Origin of the sequence: Methylorubrum suomiense (assembly GCF_022179765.1) — a bacterium.
GTDB lineage: Bacteria > Pseudomonadota > Alphaproteobacteria > Rhizobiales > Beijerinckiaceae > Methylobacterium > Methylobacterium suomiense.
Genome location: NZ_BPRE01000023.1, coordinates 1 through 18791, shown reverse-complemented (window position 1 = coordinate 18791; position 18791 = coordinate 1). Strand labels below are relative to the sequence as shown.

32 protein-coding genes are annotated in these 18791 nt (G+C 66.1%); 1 reads left to right on the top strand and 31 read right to left on the bottom strand.

All coding sequences use genetic code 11. From position 1 onward, the window contains the following. Positions 1 to 3: 3 nt before the first annotated feature. Positions 4 to 954: an ABC transporter ATP-binding protein gene (locus tag MFF26_RS24560; protein WP_137831193.1), complete on the top strand. Its 951-nt coding sequence runs from the start codon at positions 4 to 6 to the stop codon at positions 952 to 954. Between the two features lie 60 nt (positions 955 to 1014). Here the strand turns inward: MFF26_RS24560 and MFF26_RS24555 are convergent, their stop codons facing one another. From MFF26_RS24555 to MFF26_RS24405, 31 genes are all read right to left on the bottom strand, one after another. Next, complete coding sequence (locus MFF26_RS24555) at positions 1015 to 1476, bottom strand: NUDIX hydrolase (RefSeq protein ID WP_137831194.1); 462 nt, start codon at positions 1474 to 1476, stop codon at positions 1015 to 1017. A 340-nt stretch (positions 1477 to 1816) separates the two neighbouring features. Next, complete coding sequence (locus MFF26_RS24550; protein ID WP_137831195.1) at positions 1817 to 2293, bottom strand: MarR family winged helix-turn-helix transcriptional regulator; 477 nt, start codon at positions 2291 to 2293, stop codon at positions 1817 to 1819. Between the two features lie 251 nt (positions 2294 to 2544). Then, positions 2545 to 2958 carry a 50S ribosomal protein L17 gene (gene rplQ, locus MFF26_RS24545; RefSeq protein ID WP_137831196.1) on the bottom strand — a complete coding sequence of 138 codons (414 nt, stop codon included), beginning with the start codon at positions 2956 to 2958 and terminating at the stop codon, positions 2545 to 2547. Between the two features lie 240 nt (positions 2959 to 3198). Next, positions 3199 to 4236, bottom strand: coding sequence for a DNA-directed RNA polymerase subunit alpha (locus tag MFF26_RS24540; protein ID WP_171015565.1), 1038 nt, complete (start codon positions 4234 to 4236; stop codon positions 3199 to 3201). A gap of 75 nt (positions 4237 to 4311) precedes the next feature. Next, positions 4312 to 5193: an MBL fold metallo-hydrolase gene (locus tag MFF26_RS24535; RefSeq protein ID WP_137831197.1), complete on the bottom strand. Its 882-nt coding sequence runs from the start codon at positions 5191 to 5193 to the stop codon at positions 4312 to 4314. Between the two features lie 32 nt (positions 5194 to 5225). Then, positions 5226 to 5615 (bottom strand): 30S ribosomal protein S11, encoded by a 390-nt coding sequence (gene rpsK, locus MFF26_RS24530; protein ID WP_137831198.1) that lies wholly within the window; start codon positions 5613 to 5615, stop codon positions 5226 to 5228. 172 nt (positions 5616 to 5787) lie between these two features. Further along, positions 5788 to 6156: a 30S ribosomal protein S13 gene (rpsM, locus tag MFF26_RS24525; RefSeq protein ID WP_056247446.1), complete on the bottom strand. Its 369-nt coding sequence runs from the start codon at positions 6154 to 6156 to the stop codon at positions 5788 to 5790. A gap of 319 nt (positions 6157 to 6475) precedes the next feature. Beyond that, a complete protein-coding gene (locus MFF26_RS24520; RefSeq protein ID WP_137831199.1) occupies positions 6476 to 7078 on the bottom strand; it encodes an adenylate kinase in 603 nt (200 codons plus the stop codon). A 142-nt stretch (positions 7079 to 7220) separates the two neighbouring features. After that, positions 7221 to 8570, bottom strand: a complete 1350-nt coding sequence (gene secY, locus MFF26_RS24515; protein ID WP_137831200.1) for a preprotein translocase subunit SecY — start codon at positions 8568 to 8570, stop codon at positions 7221 to 7223. 114 nt (positions 8571 to 8684) lie between these two features. Further along, a complete protein-coding gene (rplO, locus tag MFF26_RS24510; RefSeq protein ID WP_137831201.1) occupies positions 8685 to 9194 on the bottom strand; it encodes a 50S ribosomal protein L15 in 510 nt (169 codons plus the stop codon). Between the two features lie 13 nt (positions 9195 to 9207). Next, the gene (rpmD, locus tag MFF26_RS24505) at positions 9208 to 9402 is read right to left on the bottom strand and encodes a 50S ribosomal protein L30 (RefSeq protein ID WP_137831202.1); all 195 of its coding nucleotides are present in this window, start codon (positions 9400 to 9402) and stop codon (positions 9208 to 9210) included. Between the two features lie 12 nt (positions 9403 to 9414). Next, positions 9415 to 9993: a 30S ribosomal protein S5 gene (rpsE, locus tag MFF26_RS24500; protein ID WP_137831203.1), complete on the bottom strand. Its 579-nt coding sequence runs from the start codon at positions 9991 to 9993 to the stop codon at positions 9415 to 9417. Between the two features lie 88 nt (positions 9994 to 10081). Beyond that, on the bottom strand, positions 10082 to 10444 hold the full coding sequence (gene rplR / locus MFF26_RS24495) for a 50S ribosomal protein L18 (RefSeq protein WP_017485522.1): 363 nt from the start codon (positions 10442 to 10444) through the stop codon (positions 10082 to 10084). Positions 10445 to 10456: 12 nt separating this feature from the next. Next, positions 10457 to 10990, bottom strand: a complete 534-nt coding sequence (gene rplF, locus MFF26_RS24490) for a 50S ribosomal protein L6 (protein ID WP_091947083.1) — start codon at positions 10988 to 10990, stop codon at positions 10457 to 10459. A 16-nt stretch (positions 10991 to 11006) separates the two neighbouring features. Continuing rightward, the gene (gene rpsH, locus MFF26_RS24485) at positions 11007 to 11402 is read right to left on the bottom strand and encodes a 30S ribosomal protein S8 (RefSeq protein WP_137831204.1); all 396 of its coding nucleotides are present in this window, start codon (positions 11400 to 11402) and stop codon (positions 11007 to 11009) included. A gap of 12 nt (positions 11403 to 11414) precedes the next feature. After that, entirely contained in the window at positions 11415 to 11720 is a 306-nt protein-coding gene (gene rpsN, locus MFF26_RS24480; protein WP_137831205.1) for a 30S ribosomal protein S14, read from the bottom strand. A 41-nt stretch (positions 11721 to 11761) separates the two neighbouring features. Continuing rightward, entirely contained in the window at positions 11762 to 12328 is a 567-nt protein-coding gene (gene rplE / locus MFF26_RS24475; protein WP_137831206.1) for a 50S ribosomal protein L5, read from the bottom strand. After that, a complete protein-coding gene (rplX, locus tag MFF26_RS24470; protein ID WP_137831207.1) occupies positions 12321 to 12635 on the bottom strand; it encodes a 50S ribosomal protein L24 in 315 nt (104 codons plus the stop codon). The genes rplE and rplX overlap by 8 nt, the downstream gene beginning before the upstream one ends. Further along, positions 12635 to 13003, bottom strand: a complete 369-nt coding sequence (rplN, locus tag MFF26_RS24465) for a 50S ribosomal protein L14 (protein ID WP_012253654.1) — start codon at positions 13001 to 13003, stop codon at positions 12635 to 12637. The genes rplX and rplN overlap by 1 nt, the downstream gene beginning before the upstream one ends. 335 nt (positions 13004 to 13338) lie before the next feature. Beyond that, positions 13339 to 13623 carry a 30S ribosomal protein S17 gene (gene rpsQ, locus MFF26_RS24460; protein WP_137831208.1) on the bottom strand — a complete coding sequence of 95 codons (285 nt, stop codon included), beginning with the start codon at positions 13621 to 13623 and terminating at the stop codon, positions 13339 to 13341. A 10-nt stretch (positions 13624 to 13633) separates the two neighbouring features. Beyond that, the gene (gene rpmC / locus MFF26_RS24455; RefSeq protein WP_137831209.1) at positions 13634 to 13849 is read right to left on the bottom strand and encodes a 50S ribosomal protein L29; all 216 of its coding nucleotides are present in this window, start codon (positions 13847 to 13849) and stop codon (positions 13634 to 13636) included. 13 nt (positions 13850 to 13862) lie between these two features. Next, positions 13863 to 14276: a 50S ribosomal protein L16 gene (gene rplP, locus MFF26_RS24450; RefSeq protein WP_137831210.1), complete on the bottom strand. Its 414-nt coding sequence runs from the start codon at positions 14274 to 14276 to the stop codon at positions 13863 to 13865. Positions 14277 to 14306: 30 nt separating this feature from the next. Further along, a complete protein-coding gene (gene rpsC / locus MFF26_RS24445; protein WP_017485511.1) occupies positions 14307 to 15053 on the bottom strand; it encodes a 30S ribosomal protein S3 in 747 nt (248 codons plus the stop codon). Positions 15054 to 15063: 10 nt separating this feature from the next. Then, a complete protein-coding gene (gene rplV / locus MFF26_RS24440; protein ID WP_137831211.1) occupies positions 15064 to 15447 on the bottom strand; it encodes a 50S ribosomal protein L22 in 384 nt (127 codons plus the stop codon). Between the two features lies 1 nt (position 15448). Beyond that, positions 15449 to 15727 (bottom strand): 30S ribosomal protein S19, encoded by a 279-nt coding sequence (gene rpsS, locus MFF26_RS24435; RefSeq protein ID WP_003597098.1) that lies wholly within the window; start codon positions 15725 to 15727, stop codon positions 15449 to 15451. Positions 15728 to 15732: 5 nt separating this feature from the next. After that, entirely contained in the window at positions 15733 to 16569 is an 837-nt protein-coding gene (rplB, locus tag MFF26_RS24430) for a 50S ribosomal protein L2 (protein ID WP_137831212.1), read from the bottom strand. A 25-nt stretch (positions 16570 to 16594) separates the two neighbouring features. Further along, entirely contained in the window at positions 16595 to 16891 is a 297-nt protein-coding gene (locus MFF26_RS24425; protein WP_091947107.1) for a 50S ribosomal protein L23, read from the bottom strand. Further along, positions 16888 to 17508: a 50S ribosomal protein L4 gene (rplD, locus tag MFF26_RS24420; protein ID WP_137831213.1), complete on the bottom strand. Its 621-nt coding sequence runs from the start codon at positions 17506 to 17508 to the stop codon at positions 16888 to 16890. Before rplD ends, MFF26_RS24425 begins: the two co-directional genes overlap by 4 nt. Continuing rightward, entirely contained in the window at positions 17508 to 18233 is a 726-nt protein-coding gene (rplC, locus tag MFF26_RS24415) for a 50S ribosomal protein L3 (RefSeq protein ID WP_137831214.1), read from the bottom strand. The genes rplD and rplC overlap by 1 nt, the downstream gene beginning before the upstream one ends. A gap of 51 nt (positions 18234 to 18284) precedes the next feature. Continuing rightward, a complete protein-coding gene (gene rpsJ / locus MFF26_RS24410) occupies positions 18285 to 18593 on the bottom strand; it encodes a 30S ribosomal protein S10 (protein WP_003597088.1) in 309 nt (102 codons plus the stop codon). An 87-nt stretch (positions 18594 to 18680) separates the two neighbouring features. Beyond that, on the bottom strand, positions 18681 to 18791 hold a 111-nt coding region (locus tag MFF26_RS24405; RefSeq protein WP_505744335.1), incomplete at its 5' end, for an EF-Tu C-terminal domain-related protein.

The window sequence follows — 18791 nt, the reverse complement described above, 5'->3', positions numbered from 1 at the left end:
AGGGTGATCCGGTTCGAAGGCGTCGTGAAGCGTTACCCCGGAGCGGCGTCTGCGGCCGTTGCGTCGCTCGACCTCACGGTCGAGGAGGGCACGACATGCGCGCTCATCGGGCCTTCCGGTTGCGGCAAATCGACGACGCTGCGGATGGTCAACCGTCTCGTGGAGCCGGATGCCGGGCGGGTGCTGGTCGGGGGCCGCGACGTCGCGGGGATCGATCCCGTCACCCTCCGCCGCGGCATCGGCTACGTGCTTCAGGGCGTGGGGCTGTTTCCCCATCGAAGCGTCGGCCGAAACGTCGCCGCCGTGCCGGCTCTGCTCGGCTGGAAGCGGGCGCGGATTCTCGAGCGAGTGGACGCGATGCTCGACCTCGTCGGCCTCGATCCTGCCCTCTACCGCGACCGACGGCCGTCCGAATTGTCCGGGGGGCAACGCCAGCGCGTCGGCGTGGCTCGGGCGCTCGCCGCCGATCCCCCGATCCTGCTGATGGACGAGCCGTTCGGCGCCGTCGACCCCGTCGCCCGCGACCGCTTGCAGGACGAGATCGGGGCCATTCTCCGGAATCTGCGCAAGACCGTCATCCTCGTGACCCACGATATCGGCGAGGCGATGCGAATGGGCGATCGGGTCGCGCTGATGCGCGATGGCCATCTGGTTCAGGCGGACACGCCCGAGCAGCTGCTTGCCGCGCCCGCCGACGACTTCGTCGAGAATTTCCTCGGCGGAACCCGGGCGTTGCGGCGGCTGGAACGTTTGCGGGTGCGTGACATCGCCGATGCGCAGACCACCGCCCCTTCCCATCCGGCCATCGCGCCGGAGGCCAGCGTGCGGGAGGCGCTCGACCGGATGCTGGCGACAGGCGCGACGCGGCTCGTCGTCGGATCGGGAAGCGTGACCCTCGACGCGGTGCGCAAGGCGGCGCAATTGCCAAAGGATTGCCCGGAGAGCCGGGGGTGAATTCGGTTCACCTCCAAACAACCGGCCGCCCCTGTCGCGCCGGCGACCGAGCGCCTGGCCTCAGCCTTTTCGTTTCTTGGGATCGCGGTTCGCCGCCGCCCGGATCAGACCGGCAAGACCCGCCTCGATCACCGCCTCCGCAGCATCGGATGGAGAGAACCAGCGGGCCTCGCGCTGACCGCGCTCGGGAAATTTCTTCAGCTGCTTTCGAACGTCCAAGGGAAAGACGGTGACTTGGCACAGGACCGCATCGCGGTTCTTGAGACGTTTTTCGTAGAGATAGAATCCGATCGGCCGCTTTCCGACATGGCCGACGATGCCAGCCTCTTCGTAGGCTTCACGGGCGGCCGCCTCGAACGGCTTGCGGCCCTTCATCGGCCAGCCCTTGGGAATGATCCAGCGACGGGTCTCCCTCGAGGTCACGAGCAGGATTTCGGTTCCGCCCTCAGGGGTCCGGCGCATCGGCAGGACGCCGACCTGGGGCCGCGCTTCGCGGCTGCTCTCAATCGGGCCGGCCGTCATGGTCGTGAAACGTCCCGCGGCCGATGCGGTTCGCACGCCGTTCCTTCCCTCGTGACTTTCCCCATGAGGTGGAGAGAAGCACCGAGGCGTTTGACGCCCTGATGACAGGTCGGCACGACGTTGCCCCCGAACCCTGTACCGCGCTGCAGCGAATGGTGACGCGCATCCCCTAACGGAACCGATGGAAGGGGCTCAAGAGAAAATGATCCGGCAAAGCATTAGGACCACATTCGCCGCAGACGCGTCACAGGGTCGGGCAGCACGGTGTGCGGGGAGACGACAAACAGGAAGCGCCGCTTCCTCCCCAAGCCGAGACGACGATGCGCCCTTCGCAGCGCTCTCAAGCGCCGGTGCTGAGGTTCTCGATCAGCGCATTGAGATCGGCGCGCATGGCCTGAATTTCCGGCTCCGACATGTTGAGCTGACACATGACCGACTGGCGCACCGCCACCGCCTCGGCGCGAAGGGCACGGCCCTCCTCGGTCAACGAGATCTCGACCTCGCGCTCATCCGATTGGCGTCGGCTCCGGCTGAGGAAACCACTGCTCTCCAAGCGCTTCAGAACCGGCGTCAAAGTCCCGGAATCGAGGCGGAGGCGTCGGCCGATCTCGGAGACGGTGATGCCGTCGCTCTCCCACAACACCAGCAGCACGAGGTATTGCGGGTAGGTCAGGCCCATCCGCTCCAGCATCGGCCGGTAGGATTTCGTCATCCGGTGGGCGGCAGCGTACAGCGCGTAGCAGAGCTGATTGTCGAGGAGCAAAGGGTCCTTGAGCACCCTCGCAGTCTCATCGGGAGCATTCACGACGCACACCATGCCGTTCGCCAAGGCCTTTCAGCCGGCTGCGTAACCGGGGCGCCTGTCGCCGCGGCGGCGGACCAGCCCAGATTACACAGAGAATACGATAACGGATGAAAGACCAGGGGGTACCTGCACAATTGTCCCAGTGCCGCTTTTCCCCCGGACTTTCATCCGGCTGTCAGCCGTAGCATCCGACATCGACGGTCCATATGCAAAAAGGCGGCCTCTCGGCCGCCTCTCGCATCACTCGACTGTCGATCGCCCGATCAGGCGGCGTCTGCCTCGACCTGAGTCGGGCCGGAATCCTTGCCGCGCGCATCGACGTCGCGGTCCACGAACTCGATGACGGCGAGCGGAGCGTTGTCGCCGTAGCGGAAGCCCGCCTTCATGATGCGGCAATAGCCGCCGGGCCGCGACTGGTAGCGCGGGCCGAGCACCGTGAAGAGCTTCTTGACCATGTCGGCATCGCGGATCTGCGCCATGGCGAGGCGGCGGGCATGGACGCTGTCGGTGCGGCCGAGGGAGATCAGCTTCTCGACGACCGGACGCAGATCCTTGGCCTTCGGCAGGGTGGTGACGATCTGCTCGTGCTTGATGAGCGCGGCGGACATGTTGGCGAACATCGCCTTACGATGCTCGGCGGTGCGGTTGAAGCGACGACCGCGGTAAGCGTGACGCATGTTGGCTTTCCTTCTCAGTCACGATCGCCGTGCCACGGAACGACCATGTGCCCCGCAGGGCTGTTCTCGAAATCCGCTTGACCCCGCGGCGGGATTCCAACCCCAAAGCCCTCATCCTGAGATGCAGCACAAGCGGCCTCGAAGGAGGGCTCCGGGGATCGCTGCGCGCGGAAGGCCTCCTTCGAGGCCCCCGCTTCGCTCCGGCACCTCAGGATGAGGTCGGAGCGTGAGACGCGCGGCTCAATAATGCTCCTCGAAGCGCTTGGCGAGATCCTCGATGTTCTCCGGCGGCCATCCGGGAACGTCCATACCGAGGTGCAGGCCCATGCCGGCGAGCACTTCCTTGATCTCGTTGAGCGACTTGCGGCCGAAGTTCGGGGTGCGCAGCATCTCGCCCTCCGACTTCTGGATGAGGTCGCCGATATAGACGATGTTGTCGTTCTTCAGGCAGTTCGCCGAACGGACCGACAGCTCGAGCTCATCGACCTTCTTGAGCAGCGCCGGGTTGAAGGGCAGCTGCGGCGCGAGCGGCGCGGCCTCTTCCTTGCGGGGCTCCTCGAAGTTCACGAAGACCTGGAGCTGATCCTGGATGATGCGCGCGGCGTAGGCCAGGGCATCCTCCGGCGAGATCGCGCCGTTGGTCTCGACCGTCATGGTCAGCTTGTCCTTGTCGAGATCCTGACCCTCACGGGTGGTCTCGACGCGGTAGCTGACCTTGGTCACCGGCGAGTAGAGCGCATCGACCGGGATGAGTCCGATCGGCGCGTCCTCGGGACGGTTGCGCTCGGCCGGCACGTAGCCCTTGCCGGTGGCGACGGTGAATTCCATGCGGATCTCGGCGCCGTCATCCAGCGTGCAGATGACGAGGTCGGGATTCAGGACCTGCACGTCGCCGGTCACGGCAATGTCGCCGGCCGTGACGAGGCCGGGGCCGGTCTTGCGCAGCGTCATGCGCTTCGGGGTGTCGGTCTGCGAACGCAGCGCGATCGTCTTGATGTTGAGGACGATGTCGGTCACGTCCTCGCGCACGCCCGGAATCGAGGAGAATTCGTGGAGCACGCCGTCGATCTGGACGGAGGTGACCGCAGCGCCCTGGAGCGAGGAGAGCAGCACGCGGCGAAGCGAGTTGCCGAGCGTCGTGCCGAAGCCCCGCTCCAGCGGCTCGGCCACCACGGTGGCGACCCGCTTGGGATCGTCGCCGGCCGAAACCTGGAGCTTGTTCGGCTTGATCAGCTCTTGCCAGTTCTTCTGAATGACCACGGTCCTACCTCTTGCCAAACCCGCGCCGCCGGCGTCCCGGAAGCGCTTCGGCCGGCCGGGCGCGCCCCTCGGGCGCCCGGCCGGTCCCTAAAATCACGCCTCGCCGCCGACCCAGAGAACGGGGACGAAGCTGTAGCCCGCGCCGTCGCGGGCAACGTACCCGAGCGCCGGGAATTCGAGATGCGAGCCCGCGATCAGGCTCTTCTCGGTGGCGACCTCGTCGAAGACGCGCTTGCGGGTCGCCCGCGCCTGCTCCCCGTCGACATCGAAGGCGACGCCAGCCTCGGGTTGCTTGAACTGGATCGCGGGCATGTGCACCACATCGGTCCACATGAAGAGCGATTTGTCCCCAGACACGATCCGCATGCCGCAATGACCCGGCGTGTGCCCCGGGAGCGGGACGGCGATGATGCCGGGCACCAGCTCGCCGCCTTCATGCTTGCGCAACCGCGACGCATAGGGCGCAACCGCCTTGCGGGCGTTCTCGAAATACGGCTTCGCCGCATCGGGAGCGCGGGAGAGCGCCTCATCGGGCAGCCAGTGGGCAGCCTCGTCGGCATGCACCACGAGTTCCGCGTTGGCGTAGGCTGCCGAACCGTCCTGCTTCACCAGCCCGCCCGCATGGTCGGGATGGAGATGGGTCAGAAGCACCGTCTCGATCTCGTCGGGGCTGACGCCCGCCAACGCCAGGGCAGCAGGCACACGGCCCATCGTCTCGGGCCCGAAATGGCCGTAGCCCGAATCGATCAGCACCGGCTTGCGGCCGGCGCCGGTGATCAGGAACGCGTTGAGCGTCACGATCGGAGCCTCCGGGCGGAAGCCGGCCCGCTGAAGCGCGCCCGCCTCCTCCTTCGGAATGCCGGTGACGAGATCGAGCGAGCCCTGAAACCAACCGTCGTTGAGCGCCGTGACCGTGAGGTCGCCGACATTCCACCGCAGCACGCCGGGTAAGGGCTTGTTCGATCCGTCCGCCATAGGCTTCTCCGTTCGGCCGTGTGCGTGAACGATCAGACGCGACGACGCTTGCGCGGGCGGCAGCCGTTATGCGGGATCGAGGTCACGTCGCGGATCGAGGTGACAGTGAAGCCACCTGCCTGAAGCGCGCGGAGGGCCGACTCACGACCAGATCCGGGGCCCGAGACCTCAACCTCGAGGGTGCGCATGCCGTGCTCGGCGGCCTTGCGGGCAGCGTCCTCGGCAGCGACCTGGGCGGCGTACGGGGTCGACTTGCGCGAGCCCTTGAAGCCCATGGCGCCGGCGGACGACCACGAGATCGTGTTGCCCTGGGCGTCGGTGATGGTGATCATCGTGTTGTTGAACGAGGCGGCCACGTGCGCCACGCCCGAGACGATGTTCTTGCGTTCGCGCCGGCGGACGCGGGTCGGTTCCTTAGCCATCTTCTTCTCGCTGGTCCTTCAATCACGCCCGTAACACCAGGCGCTCGGGATTCTTTTTCGGAGTTGGGCGCCGCTGCCGTGCAGGAGCGTCCCATTCAACCGGCGGCGTCGAGGAGCACTCGGCGCGACGGAAGGGAGGCCGAGCGAAGCACGGCCTTCCAATCGCAAAAGATTACTTCTTCTTGCCGGCGATCGGCTTCGCCTTGCCCTTACGGGTGCGGGCGTTGGTATGGGTGCGCTGGCCGCGAACCGGGAGCTGCTTGCGGTGACGGAGACCGCGGTAGCAACCGAGATCCATCAGGCGCTTGATGTTCATCGACACGTCGCGGCGCAGATCGCCCTCGACCATGTAATCCCGGTCGATGGTCTCGCGGATCTGGAGCACCTCGGCGTCGGTGAGCTGGTTCACGCGGCGCTCGGCGGGGATACCGACCTTCTCGGTGATCTCCTCGGCCTTCTTCGGGCCGATGCCGTGGATGTACTGAAGCGCGATGACGACGCGCTTGGCGGTCGGGATGTTGACGCCTGCGATACGGGCCAAGATGTTCTCTCCATGTGGCGGAACCGATTTCCGCCGTCACACGATGACGATGCGCGTCCGGTGGAGGCCGGCCCCTGCGCATCCGCCCGAAACGACAAATCGGTCCGCGAGCGTCCTCGTCGAGGCGCTTTCGGACCACATCCCGTTTGGACGAAGGGGGCCCGCCTAGCGCAGACGGACCCCCTTGTCAACGATCTCTATACGATCTTGTCGGTCGGCTTCGAGCGATCGCCTGTCCGCCGATCGTCCGACGACCCCACCGCCGCCTTCCGGACTCTCGCCTGAGACGAGCCCCGGAAGACGGCGGAGAGCTTCGGATTCAGGAGACGGCCTTCTCGCGAAAGCCGTTGAGCAGGGTCACGACCTCACCCGTCACGTGATCGATCGGCTGCATGCCGTCGATCTTCCGCAACAGCCCGGTGCCGGCATAATAGTCGGAGAGCGGGGCGGTCTGCGTCTTGTAAGCGTCGAGACGGGTCTTGAAGACCTCAGGCGTGTCGTCCTTGCGCACCGGCTGACCGCGGGCTGCGGTCTCTTCGGCGCGCTTGGCGATACGGCCAACGAGGGCATTCTCGTCGACGACGAACTCGACCACTGCATCGAGCGCAATACCCTTCTCGGCCAGCATCCGATCGAGGGCCTTGGCCTGTTCGACCGTGCGCGGGAAGCCGTCGAGGATGAAGCCGCTCTTGGCATCCGCCTCTTCGACGCGATCGGCAACGATGCCGACCACCACCGCGTCCGGCACGAGGCCGCCGCTTTCCATGATCGACTTGGCCTCGAGGCCCACCGGCGTACCGGCGGCGACGGCGGCGCGCAGCATGTCACCCGTCGAGAGCTGCGGAATGCCGTAGCGCTCCACAATACGCTCGGACTGGGTGCCCTTTCCCGCTCCCGGCGGTCCGAGCAGGATGATCCGCATGGCGTCTCCTCGTCATCAGGGCCCGGCGCCGGGCTCGTTCTTCACTGGTTGGCGCCCCCTTAAACGGGCGCCTCTGTCGCAACGACGTTGATGCGAGAATTCCGAAGGCCCGTCCACCGAACCTTTGGCGGAGAATGACAATTCAGCGACGCCGTGCACCGCCGACGGAGGCGCCGCGCAGCTTCGCCTTCTTCACGATGCCCTCGTACTGATGCGCCATCAGATGCCCGTGGATCTGCGCCACGGTGTCCATCGTGACCGACACGACGATCAGCAGCGACGTGCCGCCGAAGCCGAGGGCCGCCGAGGTGTAGGAGGCGACGATCTCCGGCACGAGACAGACGAAGGTGAGGTAGGCGGCACCGATCACCGTGATGCGGGTCAGAACCTTGTCGATGAAGGCGGCAGTGCGCTCACCGGGGCGGATGCCGGGAAGGAAGCCGCCCTGCTTCTTCAGGTTGTCGGCCGTCTCCTGCGGATTGAAGACGACGGCCGTGTAGAAGAACGTGAAGAAGATGATCATCGCCGCATAGGCGACCATGTAGAGCGGCCGGCCATGGCCGAGATAGGCCGTCAGCGTGCCGAGAATGCCGGTCGAACCCTGATTGGCCGAGAAGCTGGCGATCGTGGTCGGCAGAAGCAGCAGCGAGGACGCGAAGATCGGCGGAATGACACCCGACGTGTTGAGCTTGAGCGGCAGGAACGAGGTCTGGCCCTCGTACATGCGGTTGCCGACCTGGCGCTTCGGGTAGTTGATCAGGAGCCGACGCTGGGCACGCTCCATGAACACGATGAAGTAGACGAGGCCGACGGCGGCGAGGCCGGCGCCGAGCAGGATCGCGGGCGAGAGCGCGCCGGTGCGGGTCAGTTCCAGGGCGCCGAAGATCGAGGCCGGCAGGTGGGCGACGATACCGGCGAAGATGATGAGCGAGGAACCGTTGCCGATCCCGCGGGCGGTGATCTGCTCACCGATCCACATCAGGAACAGCGTGCCGCCGGTCAGGGTGACGACGGTCGAGAGGATGAAGAACGGGCCCGGATTGATGACCGCGTTGGACCCCTGGAGGCCGAAGGCGATACCCCAGGACTGCACCAGTGCCAGCACCACGGTGAGGTAGCGGGTGTACTGGTTGATGACCTTGCGGCCGGACTCGCCCTCCTTCTTCAAGGCTTCGAGGCTCGGCACCACGGAGGTGAGGAGCTGAACGATGATCGAGGCCGAGATGTAGGGCATGATGTTGAGCGCGAAGACTGCCATGCGCTCGACCGCGCCGCCCGAGAACATGTTGAACATGCCGAGCACGCCGCCGGCCTGATTCTGGAAGTTCCGGGCGAACTGCTCCGGATCGATGCCGGGGATCGGAATGTAGGTGCCGAGGCGGAACACGATCAGCGCACCCAGGGTGAACCAGATGCGCTTCTTGAGTTCGTCGGCCTTGGCGATGGCGCCGAAATTCAGGTTGGCGGCGAGCTGCTCGGCGGCTGAGGCCATGTCATCGATCCCGGAAATTGCCGTCGGGAGACGTCGTGGACGGTCCCTGAAAGCGGAAGCGGCGGCCGCGTGCGAGCACGGGCCGCCGCTTCGGCGTTCGACTTAATGGTCGGCTCAGGCGGACGCAACCGCGCCTTCAGCCGCGCCGCGATGGGCGACGCCGGCAGCGAAGGTGGTCGTGACCGAACCGCCGGCCTTTTCGACGGCCTCGACGGCCGACTTGGAGGCGCGGGTGACTTCGAAGCTGAGCTTCGAGGTCAGTTCGCCGACACCGAGCAGCTTCACGCCGTCGCGGGCGCGGGAGATGATCCCGGCCTGGACAAGGGCATCGACCGTCACGGTCGCGTTGGCGTCGAGCTTGCCGGCATCCACCGCCTGCTGGACGCGACCGAGATTCACCTCGTTCAGGTCGTGGGCGTGAATGTTGTTGAAGCCGCGCTTCGGCAGGCGCCGGTGGAGCGGCATCTGACCGCCCTCGAAGCCCTTGATGGACACGCCGGTGCGGGCCTTCTGACCCTTCACGCCGCGGCCCGCGGTCTTGCCCTTGCCGGAGCCGATGCCCCGGCCGACGCGCATGCGGGACTTCACAGCCCCTTCATTGTCGCGGATCTCGTTGAGCTTCATGGTTAAGCCCTCCTCACGCCGCGGCGTCGTCGAGGACGCGCACGAGATGCGCGACCTTGCGGATCATGCCGCGCACGGCCGGAGTGTCCTCCAGCTCGGAAACGCGGTGCAGCTTGTTCAGCTTCAGGCCGACCAGCGTGGCACGCTGGGAAGCCTCGCGGCGGATCGGCGAACCGATCTGCTCGACGCGGACAGTCTTGTTAGCCATGCTGCCCTCCCCTTACGCCACGGCGGCTTCGGAGGTGTCGGCCGGATCCGCGTCGCGGCGGCGCGACTGGATGGCGGAGACCTTGAGGCCACGACGGGCCGCGACGGAGCGCGGGCTGTCCTCGTTCTTCAGCGCGTCGAAGGTGGCGCGCACGAGGTTGTAGGGGTTCGACGAGCCGAGGCTCTTCGCCACCACGTCCTGCATGCCGAGCGTCTCGAACACGGCGCGCATCGGGCCGCCGGCAATGATGCCGGTACCCTGCGGAGCCGCGCGGAGAATCACCTTGCCGGCGCCGTGACGACCGTTGACGTCGTGGTGCAGGGTCCGGCCCTCGCGCAGCGACACGCGGATCAGCCCGCGCTTGGCGGCTTCGGTCGCCTTACGGATCGCCTCAGGCACCTCACGGGCCTTACCGTGGCCAAAGCCGACGCGGCCCTTCTGGTCACCGACGACGACGAGCGCCGCGAAGCCGAAGCGACGGCCACCCTTCACCACCTTGGCGACGCGATTGATGTGGACGAGCTTGTCCACGAACTCGCTGTCGCGCTCCTCGCGGTCGTCGCGGCGACGACCCTCGCGTTCACGTGCCATTCTGTTGTTCCTATGATCTCACTGACGCGAGCCCGAAGGCCCGCTCGCTCGATGCTCCCCTCCCCGCGAGGGGAGGGAAGACGCGTCCTCAGAAGTCCAGGCCACCCTCACGGGCGGCGTCGGCAAGAGCCTTCACGCGGCCGTGGAAGATGTAGCCCGAGCGGTCGAAGACGACCTTGGTGACACCCGCAGCCTTGGCGCGCTCGGCGACGAGCTTGCCCACGGCCTCGGCGGCAGCCTTGTCGGCACCGGTCTTGAGGCTGGCCTTGAGATCCTTGTCGAGGCTCGAGGCGGCGGCGAGCGTGCGGCCCGCGGCGTCGTCGATGACCTGGACGTAGATCTGCTTGGATGAGCGGAACACCGACAGCCGCGGGCGGCCATTGGCGGTTGCCTTGAGAGCCCGACGGACCCGCGCCTTGCGGCGCAGGAGGGCTTCGTTCTTGTTCGACATGAATCGCCCTCCTTACTTCTTCTTGCCTTCCTTGCGGAAGATGAACTCGCCAGCGTACTTGACGCCCTTGCCCTTGTACGGCTCGGGGCCACGATACTCGCGAATCTCCGCCGCGACCTGACCGACGCGCTGCCGATCGATGCCCGACACCACGATCTCCGTGGGCTTGGGCGTCACGATGGTGATGCCGGCCGGGATCTCGTACTCGATGTCGTGGCTGTAGCCGAGCGACAGCTTGAGCGCCTTGCCGGCCATCGCTGCGCGGTAACCCACGCCGGTGATCTCCAGCTTCTTCTCGAAGCCCTTGGAGACGCCCTCGACGAGGTTGGCCACCTGGGCACGCGACGTGCCCCACAGGGAGCGCGCCTGCTTCGACTGGTCCTTGGGCTGAACCGAGACGGCGCCGTCCTTGAACTCGACGTTCACCTGGGGCGGAACGACGAACTGGAGTTCGCCTTTGGAGCCCTTCATCTTGACCGTCTGACCCGTGACCGTGGCGGTGACGCCGGCGGGGACGGGGACGGGCTTCTTGCCTACGCGAGACATGTCGCTGTCCTCCGGATCAGAACACTTTGCAGAGCACTTCACCGCCGACGTTGCGCTCGCGCGCCTCGTGATCGGCCATGACGCCCTGCGGGGTCGAGACGATGGTCACGCCGAGACCGTCGGCCACGCGCGGCAGCTCGCCAACCGACGAGTAGACGCGGCGGCCGGGCTTCGACACGCGCTTGATCTCCCGGATGACCGGGCGACCGTCGTAGTACTTGAGTTCGATCGCGAACTCGGTGCGGCCATTGCCGAGATCCGAGACGGCGTAGTCGCGGATGTAGCCTTCCGACTTCAGAACATCGAGGACCGAGGCGCGCAGACGCGAACCGGGGGTCTGGACGACGTTGCGACGGCGGCTCTGGCCGTTGCGGATGCGGGTGAGCATGTCACCCACGGGATCGTTCACCATGGATGCCTCCCCTTACCAGCTGGACTTCACGAGACCCGGGATCAGACCCCGGTTGCCGAGCTCCCGCAGGGCGACGCGGGAGACGCCGAGCTTGCGGTAATAGGCACGCGGGCGACCGGTCATCTCGCAGCGGTTGCGGATACGGGTGGCCGACGAGTTGCGCGGTAGTTCCGCGAGCTTGAGGCGCGCCTCGAAGCGCTCCTCCATCTCACGGGACTCGTCGTTGGCGATGGCGAGGAGGGACTTACGCTTCTCGGCGAAGCGCTTGACCAACTCCTTGCGGTGGTTGTTCTTCTCGACTGAGCTTTTCTTAGCCATGTCTGTCTCCAGTGTCCGCGTCTAAGCGGCGTTGCCGCCGCTTACTGCCGGAACGGGAATTTGAAGTGGGCGAGGAGGGCCTTGGCTTCCTCGTCGGTGCGGGCGCTCGTCTGGACGATGATGTCCATGCCCCAGGTCTGCTCCGCCTTGTCGTAGGAGATCTCCGGGAACACGAGGTGCTCCTTGAGGCCCATGGCGTAGTTGCCGCGGCCGTCGAAGGAGCGCGGGTTCAGGCCGCGGAAGTCGCGGACGCGCGGCAGCGCGATCGTGACCAGGCGATCCATGAACTCGTACATGCGGGCCTTGCGAAGGGTCACCTTGCAGCCGATCGGCATGCCTTCGCGGACCTTGAAGGTCGCGATCGCTTTGCGGGCGCGGGTGATGACCGGCTTCTGGCCGGCGATCAGGGCGAGATCGCCCGCCGCCACCGAGGCCTTCTTGGAGTCGGCGGTGGATTCACCGACGCCCATGTTGATGACGATCTTCTCGATCTGCGGCACCTGCATCGGGTTCTTGTACCCGAACTGCTCGATGAGCTTCTGCCGGACGACCTCGTCGTAATGCTTGCGCAGACGCGGGACGTAGGCGTTCTTGTCGACCTCAGCCATCGATCTGATCCCCCGTCGTCTTGGCGAAGCGGACCTTGCGCCCGTCATCGAGGATGCGGAAACCCACGCGGGTCGGCTTGCCGTTGGCATCGGCGACCGCGATGTTGGAAAGCTGGATGGCGGCCTCCTTGGAGATGATGCCACCTTCCTGGTTCTGCGTCTGGCGCTGGTGCTTCTTCACGAGGTTGACCCCGCGCACCAGGGCCTTGCCCTCCTTGGGGAGCACCTGGATGACCTCGCCGGAGCGACCCGAGTCGCGGCCGGTGAGAACGACGACCGTGTCGCCCTTCTTGATCTTCGCAGCCATCACAGCACCTCAGGAGCGAGCGAGATGATCTTCATGTGGTTGCGGGCGCGCAGCTCGCGCGGCACCGGCCCGAAGATACGGGTGCCGACCGGCTCCTTCTGATTGTTGATCAGAACTGCGGCATTCTTGTCGAAGCGGATCACCGACCCGTCGGCGCGCTTCACGTCCTTGGCGGTACGCACGACGACCGCCTTCATGACGTCGCCCTTCTTGACGCGGCCGCGCGGGATCGCCTCCTTGACGGAGACGACGATGATGTCGCCGACGCCGGCATACTTGCGCTTGGAGCCGCCGAGCACCTTGATGCACATCACGCGGCGCGCACCCGAATTGTCGGCGACGTCCAGATTCGTCTGCATCTGGATCACGGGAGTGACCTTTCCTTGTTTCAGGCGGGTTTCCGCACGCGGACGGTATTGCCCGGCGGACGACGCCTGATGGGGATCTGATGTCCCCGGATGTAACGAACCGCGCAAACGGCGCTTGAGACGCCGGCGCGGTCACCGCGTTGGGAGGGTGCGAGCACCCTTGCCGAATGTCGCGAAGACGGGCCGCTTACACCGGGAAGAAGAAGAAGGCAAGGCACTGAGCGCTGCGGTGATCGAACTCACGCTGCACCCAGGGCCGAAGGGGGCTCAGCCCCAACGAAAAAGGCGGACGCATCAGCATCCGCCCTTCGCGAATCTCGAAACCGGTGAGGCGATTAAGCCTCGACGGTGGCCTCGACACCGGTGCCGGCTGCTTCCGCAGCGGCGGCCTGGTCTTCAACCAGCTTCCAGGTCTTGGTCTTCGAGTAGGGCCGCGACTCCTCGATGAACACCGTTTGGCCGATCTTGGCCAGATTGGCCTCGTCGTGCGCGTGGTAGTTCTTGGAGCGGCGAACCGTCTTCTTCATCACCGGATGGGTGAAGCGACGCTCCACCTTCACGACGATGGTCTTATCGGTCTTGTCGCTGACGACGACGCCTTGCAGGACGCGCTTGGGCATGGCGGACTCCTCAGGCCTTGGCCGTGTCGAGCGTCTTCTGACGCTGCAACGTGCGGACACGGGCGATATCGCGACGGACCTCGCGGACCCGGGCGACGTTCTCGAGCTGGCCCGTCGCGCCCTGGAAGCGCAGGTTGAACTGCTCCTTCTTCAGGTTGACGAGCTCGTCGGAAAGCTGATCCGCCGACAGAGCGCGCAGATCAGACAGTCTCTGATCGGACTTCATGATCTATCTTCCTTTAGTCGGCGATGCGCTGGATCACGCGGGTGCGCACCGGCAGCTTGGCCGCGCCCAGGCGCAGGGCCTCCCGGGCGATGTCCTCGGAGACGCCGTCGACCTCGAACATGATGCGACCGGGATGGACGCGGGCCGCCCAGTACTCGGGAGCACCCTTACCGGAGCCCATGCGGACCTCGGTCGGCTTGGCGGTGACGGGGAGATCCGGGAACACCCGGATCCACACGCGGCCCTGACGCTTCATCTCGCGGGTGATCGCGCGGCGGGCCGCCTCGATCTGCCGGGCGGTGATGCGCTCGGGCTCAAGGCACTTGAGCCCGAACTGGCCGAAGTTCAGCTCGAAGCCGCCCTTGGCGGCGCCATGGATGCGCCCCTTGAACTGCTTACGGAACTTGGTCTTCTTGGGTTGCAGCATGGCAGCCTCTCAAATCCTCCGGTGGCCGGGTCACGCGTTGGCGTGATCGCGGCGGCCACGGCCCCCGCGGTCATCGCCGTCACGCTCGCGACGCCCGCCGGAACGGCCGCCCTCTTCCTGGGCCTTCTTGTCCTGAGCCATCGGATCGTGCTCGAGGATCTCGCCCTTGAACACCCACACCTTGATGCCGCAGGTGCCGTAGGTCGTGAAGGCGGTCGCCGTGCCGTAATCGACATCCGCACGCAGGGTATGCAGCGGAACGCGGCCCTCGCGGTACCATTCGGTACGGGCGATCTCGGCACCGCCGAGACGGCCGGCGCAGTTGATGCGGATGCCCTCAGCACCCAGGCGCATGGCCGACTGCACGGCGCGCTTCATGGCGCGACGGAAGGCGACGCGGCGCTCGAGCTGCTGCGCGATGGACTCGGCGACGAGCGTCGCGTCCACCTCAGGCTTGCGCACCTCGACGATGTTGATCGTCACGTCGGCCTTGGTCATCGTGCCGACAAGCTTGCGCAGCTTCTCGATGTCCGCGCCCTTCTTGCCGATCACCACGCCCGGACGACCCGAGTGGATGGTGACGCGGCACTTCCGGTGCGGGCGCTCGATGACGATCTTCGAGACGGCGGCCTGCTTCAGTTGCTTCATGAGGGCGGCGCGGATGGCCACGTCCTCGTGCATCAGCTTGGCGTACTCGCCCTTCTCGGCGAACCAGCGGGAATCCCAGGTCCGGTTGATGCCGAGACGCAGGCCGATCGGATTGATCTTCTGACCCATGATGGTCTCCTCAGGCCGCTTCAGCGCGCACTTCGCGAACCACGATCGTGAGGTTCGAGAAGGGCTTCAGGATGCGCGCGCCGCGACCGCGGGCACGAGCGTGGAAGCGCTTGAGAACCAGCGCCTTGCCGACGAAGGCCTGGGTCACGACGAGATCGTCCACGTCCAGGTCGTGGTTGTTCTCGGCGTTGGCGATCGCGCTCTCCAGGCACTTCTTCACATCGCGGGCGATGCGCTTGCGGGAGAATTCGAGGTCGGCCAGAGCGGTATCGACCTTCTTGCCGCGGATCAGCGCCGCCACGAGGTTGAGCTTCTGGGGCGACACGCGGAGCATCCGCGCGACGGCCTTCGCCTCGTTCTCGGGGAGCGCGCGGGGGGTGGCAGCTTTGCCCATCTCAGCGCCTCTTCGCCTTCTTGTCGGCCGCGTGACCGGGGAAGGTGCGGGTCGGCGAGAACTCGCCGAACTTGTGACCGACCATCTCCTCGGTGACGTAGACCGGGATATGCTTGTGTCCGTTGTGCACCCCGAAGGTGATGCCGACGAACTGCGGGAGAATCGTGGAGCGACGGCTCCAGATCTTGACGACCTCGTTGCGGCTTCCGCCGCGCGCGGCGTCGGCCTTCTTGAGGAGGTAGCCGTCGACGAACGGCCCTTTCCAGAGGGAACGTGCCATGGCGGTTACTTCTTGCGGTTATGGCGGCTGGACAGGATGAAGGTGTCGGTCCGCTTGTTGGACCGGGTCTTCTTCCCCTTGGTGGGCACGCCCCAAGGCGTGACCGGGTTCCGGCCGCCCGAGGTACGACCCTCGCCGCCGCCGTGCGGGTGGTCGACCGGGTTCATAGCGACACCGCGGTTATGCGGACGCTTGCCCAGCCAGCGATTACGACCGGCCTTGCCGAGCGAGATGTTCATGTGGTCCGGGTTCGAGACCGCACCCACCGTCGCGAAGCACTGGCCGTGGACGAGACGCTGCTCGCCCGAGTTCAGACGGAGCGTCACGTAGCCCTGATCGCGACCGACGATCTGAGCGTAGTTGCCCGCGGAGCGGGCGACGGCGCCGCCCTTGCCGATCTTCAGCTCGACATTGTGGACGATGGTGCCCACCGGCATCGAGCCGATCGGGCCGGCATTGCCCGGCTTGATGTCGACGCTCTCGCCGGCCACCACCTTGTCGCCCGGCTGCAGGCGCTGCGGAGCCAGGATGTAGCTCTGCTTGCCCTCGGGGAAGGTGATGAGCGCGATGAAGGCCGTCCGGTTCGGATCGTACTCGATCCGCTCGACCGTCGCAGTCACGTTGAGGTTCTCGCGACGCTTGAAATCGACGTTGCGCAGGACCCGCTTGTGACCGCCGCCGCGGAAGCGGACGGTGATGCGACCCAGGTTGTTGCGGCCGCCCGAGGAGCTCTTGCCCTCGGTCAGCGACTTGACCGGCTTGCCCTTGTAGAGCTCACGGCGGTCGACGAGCACGAGCTGGCGAAGGCTCGGCGTGACCGGTTTGAATGTCTTCAAGGCCATCGGCTTGATCCTAACGCTTCTCGTCTCAGAGGCCGGTCGTGACGTCGATCGTATCGCCCTCGGCGAGGGTCACGATCGCCTTCTTCACGTCCGAACGCTGCCCGCGCTGTCCGCGGAAGAACTTCTTCTTGCCCTTGGTCGTGAGCGTGTTCACGCCGGTGACCTTGACGTCGAACAGACGCTCGACCGCTTCCTTAATCTGCGGCTTGGTGGCCTTCGGGGCGACCCGGAAGACGACCTTGTTCTGCTCGGTGAGGTTGGTCGCCTTCTCGGTGATAACCGGGGAGACGATCACGTCGTAGTGGCGCGGATCGGCACTCATTTGAAACGCTCCTCCAGCGCGTCGACGGCCGCGCGCGTCAGGACGAGCGTGTCGCGGCGCAGGATGTCGTAGACGTTGATGCCCTGGACGGGCAGCACGTCGATCTTGGCCACCGAGCGGGCGGCGCGGCCGAAATTCTCGTCGACCTCCGGACCGCCGATGATCAGGGCGCTCGACCAGCCGAGCTTGCCCAGACGCTCGACCATCGCCTTCGTCTTGTGGTTCTCGACCTTGAGATCGTCCACGACGATGAGGGTCGAGGTCTTGGCCTTCGACGAAAGGGCGTGCTTGAGCGCCAGCGCGCGGACCTTCTTGGGAAGGTCGTGGGCGTGATCGCGCACCACCGGACCGAAGGCCCGGCCACCGCCGCGGAACTGCGGAGCGGAGGCAGCGCCGTGACGGGCGTTGCCGGTGCCCTTCTGCTTGTACAGCTTCTTCGAGGTGCGATCGACATCCGAGCGGTTCTTCACCGCGTGGGTGCCGGCGCGACGCTTGGCGAGCTGGTAGCGGACCATCCGGTGCAGGATGTCGGCGCGCGGCTCAAGGCCGAAGATCGCCTCGTTGAGCTCGACCGAGCCGGCGGTGCCGCCGTCGAGCGTGGTGACATCGAGTTTCATCACGCGTTCTCCTCGGACGCAGGAGCCTCGGCGGCGCCGTTGGCCGAACCGTTCTCACGGAACTTCCCCGGCAGCGGCACGTCGGCGGGCAGCTTGCGCTTGACCGCGTCGCGAACCTGGATCCAGCCGCCGGCGACGCCCGGAACGGCGCCCTCGACGAGGATCAGGCCGCGCTCCGGATCGGTGCGCACGACCTTGAGGTTCTGCGTGGTGACACGCTCGACGCCCATGTGGCCCGGCATCTTCTTGTTCTTGAAGGTCTTGCCCGGATCCTGACGACCACCGGTCGAACCGATCGAGCGGTGGGAGATCGACACGCCGTGCGTGGCGCGAAGACCGCCGAAGTTCCAGCGCTTCATGCCGCCGGCGAAACCCTTACCCGTGGTGGTGCCCGTCACGTCGACGAACTGACCCGGGATGAAGTGGTCGGCGGTGATCTCGGCGCCCACCGGGATCAGCGCGTCCTCGGACACGCGGAATTCGGCGAGCTTCTTCTTCGGCTCGACCTTGGAGACCGCGAAGCGACCGCGCTCGGCCGCCGACACGTTCTTCACCTTGGCCTTGCCGACACCGAGCTGGACGGCGACGTAGCCATCCTTGTCGGTGGTGCGGTGTGCCACAACCTGGCACTGATCGATCTGGAGCACGGTTACGGGCACATGCTCGCCTGCGTCGGTGAAGACGCGGGTCATGCCGACCTTCCGTGCGATGACGCCTGAGCGCATAGGTCACTCTCCTCGCGCGATGAAACGGTAAGCTCTAAATCCAGCGCGGACTTAGAGCTTGATCTCCACGTCCACGCCAGCGGCGAGGTCGAGCTTCATCAGCGCGTCCACGGTCTGCGGCGTCGGGTCGACAATATCGAGCACCCGCTTGTGCGTGCGCATCTCGAACTGCTCGCGCGACTTCTTGTCGATGTGGGGCGAGCGGTTGACCGTAAACTTCTCGATGTGGGTCGGCAGCGGGATCGGGCCCCGGATCTGCGCCCCGGTACGACGCGCCGTGGAGACGATCTCCTTGGTCGACGCGTCGAGGATGCGATGATCGAACGCCTTAAGGCGAATGCGGATGTTCTGACCGTTCATGACCTGACCTCGGCGGAAACGTTGGAAGGGCGGGCGCGAGGGCCCGCCCCTCTTACGTCCCCTGACGATGATGCCTTGCGTTGGCGGTTAGTCGTTGATGGCGGCGACGACGCCGGCACCGACGGTGCGGCCACCCTCGCGGATGGCGAAGCGCAGCTTCTCTTCCATCGCCACCGGCACGATCAGCGCCACGTCCAT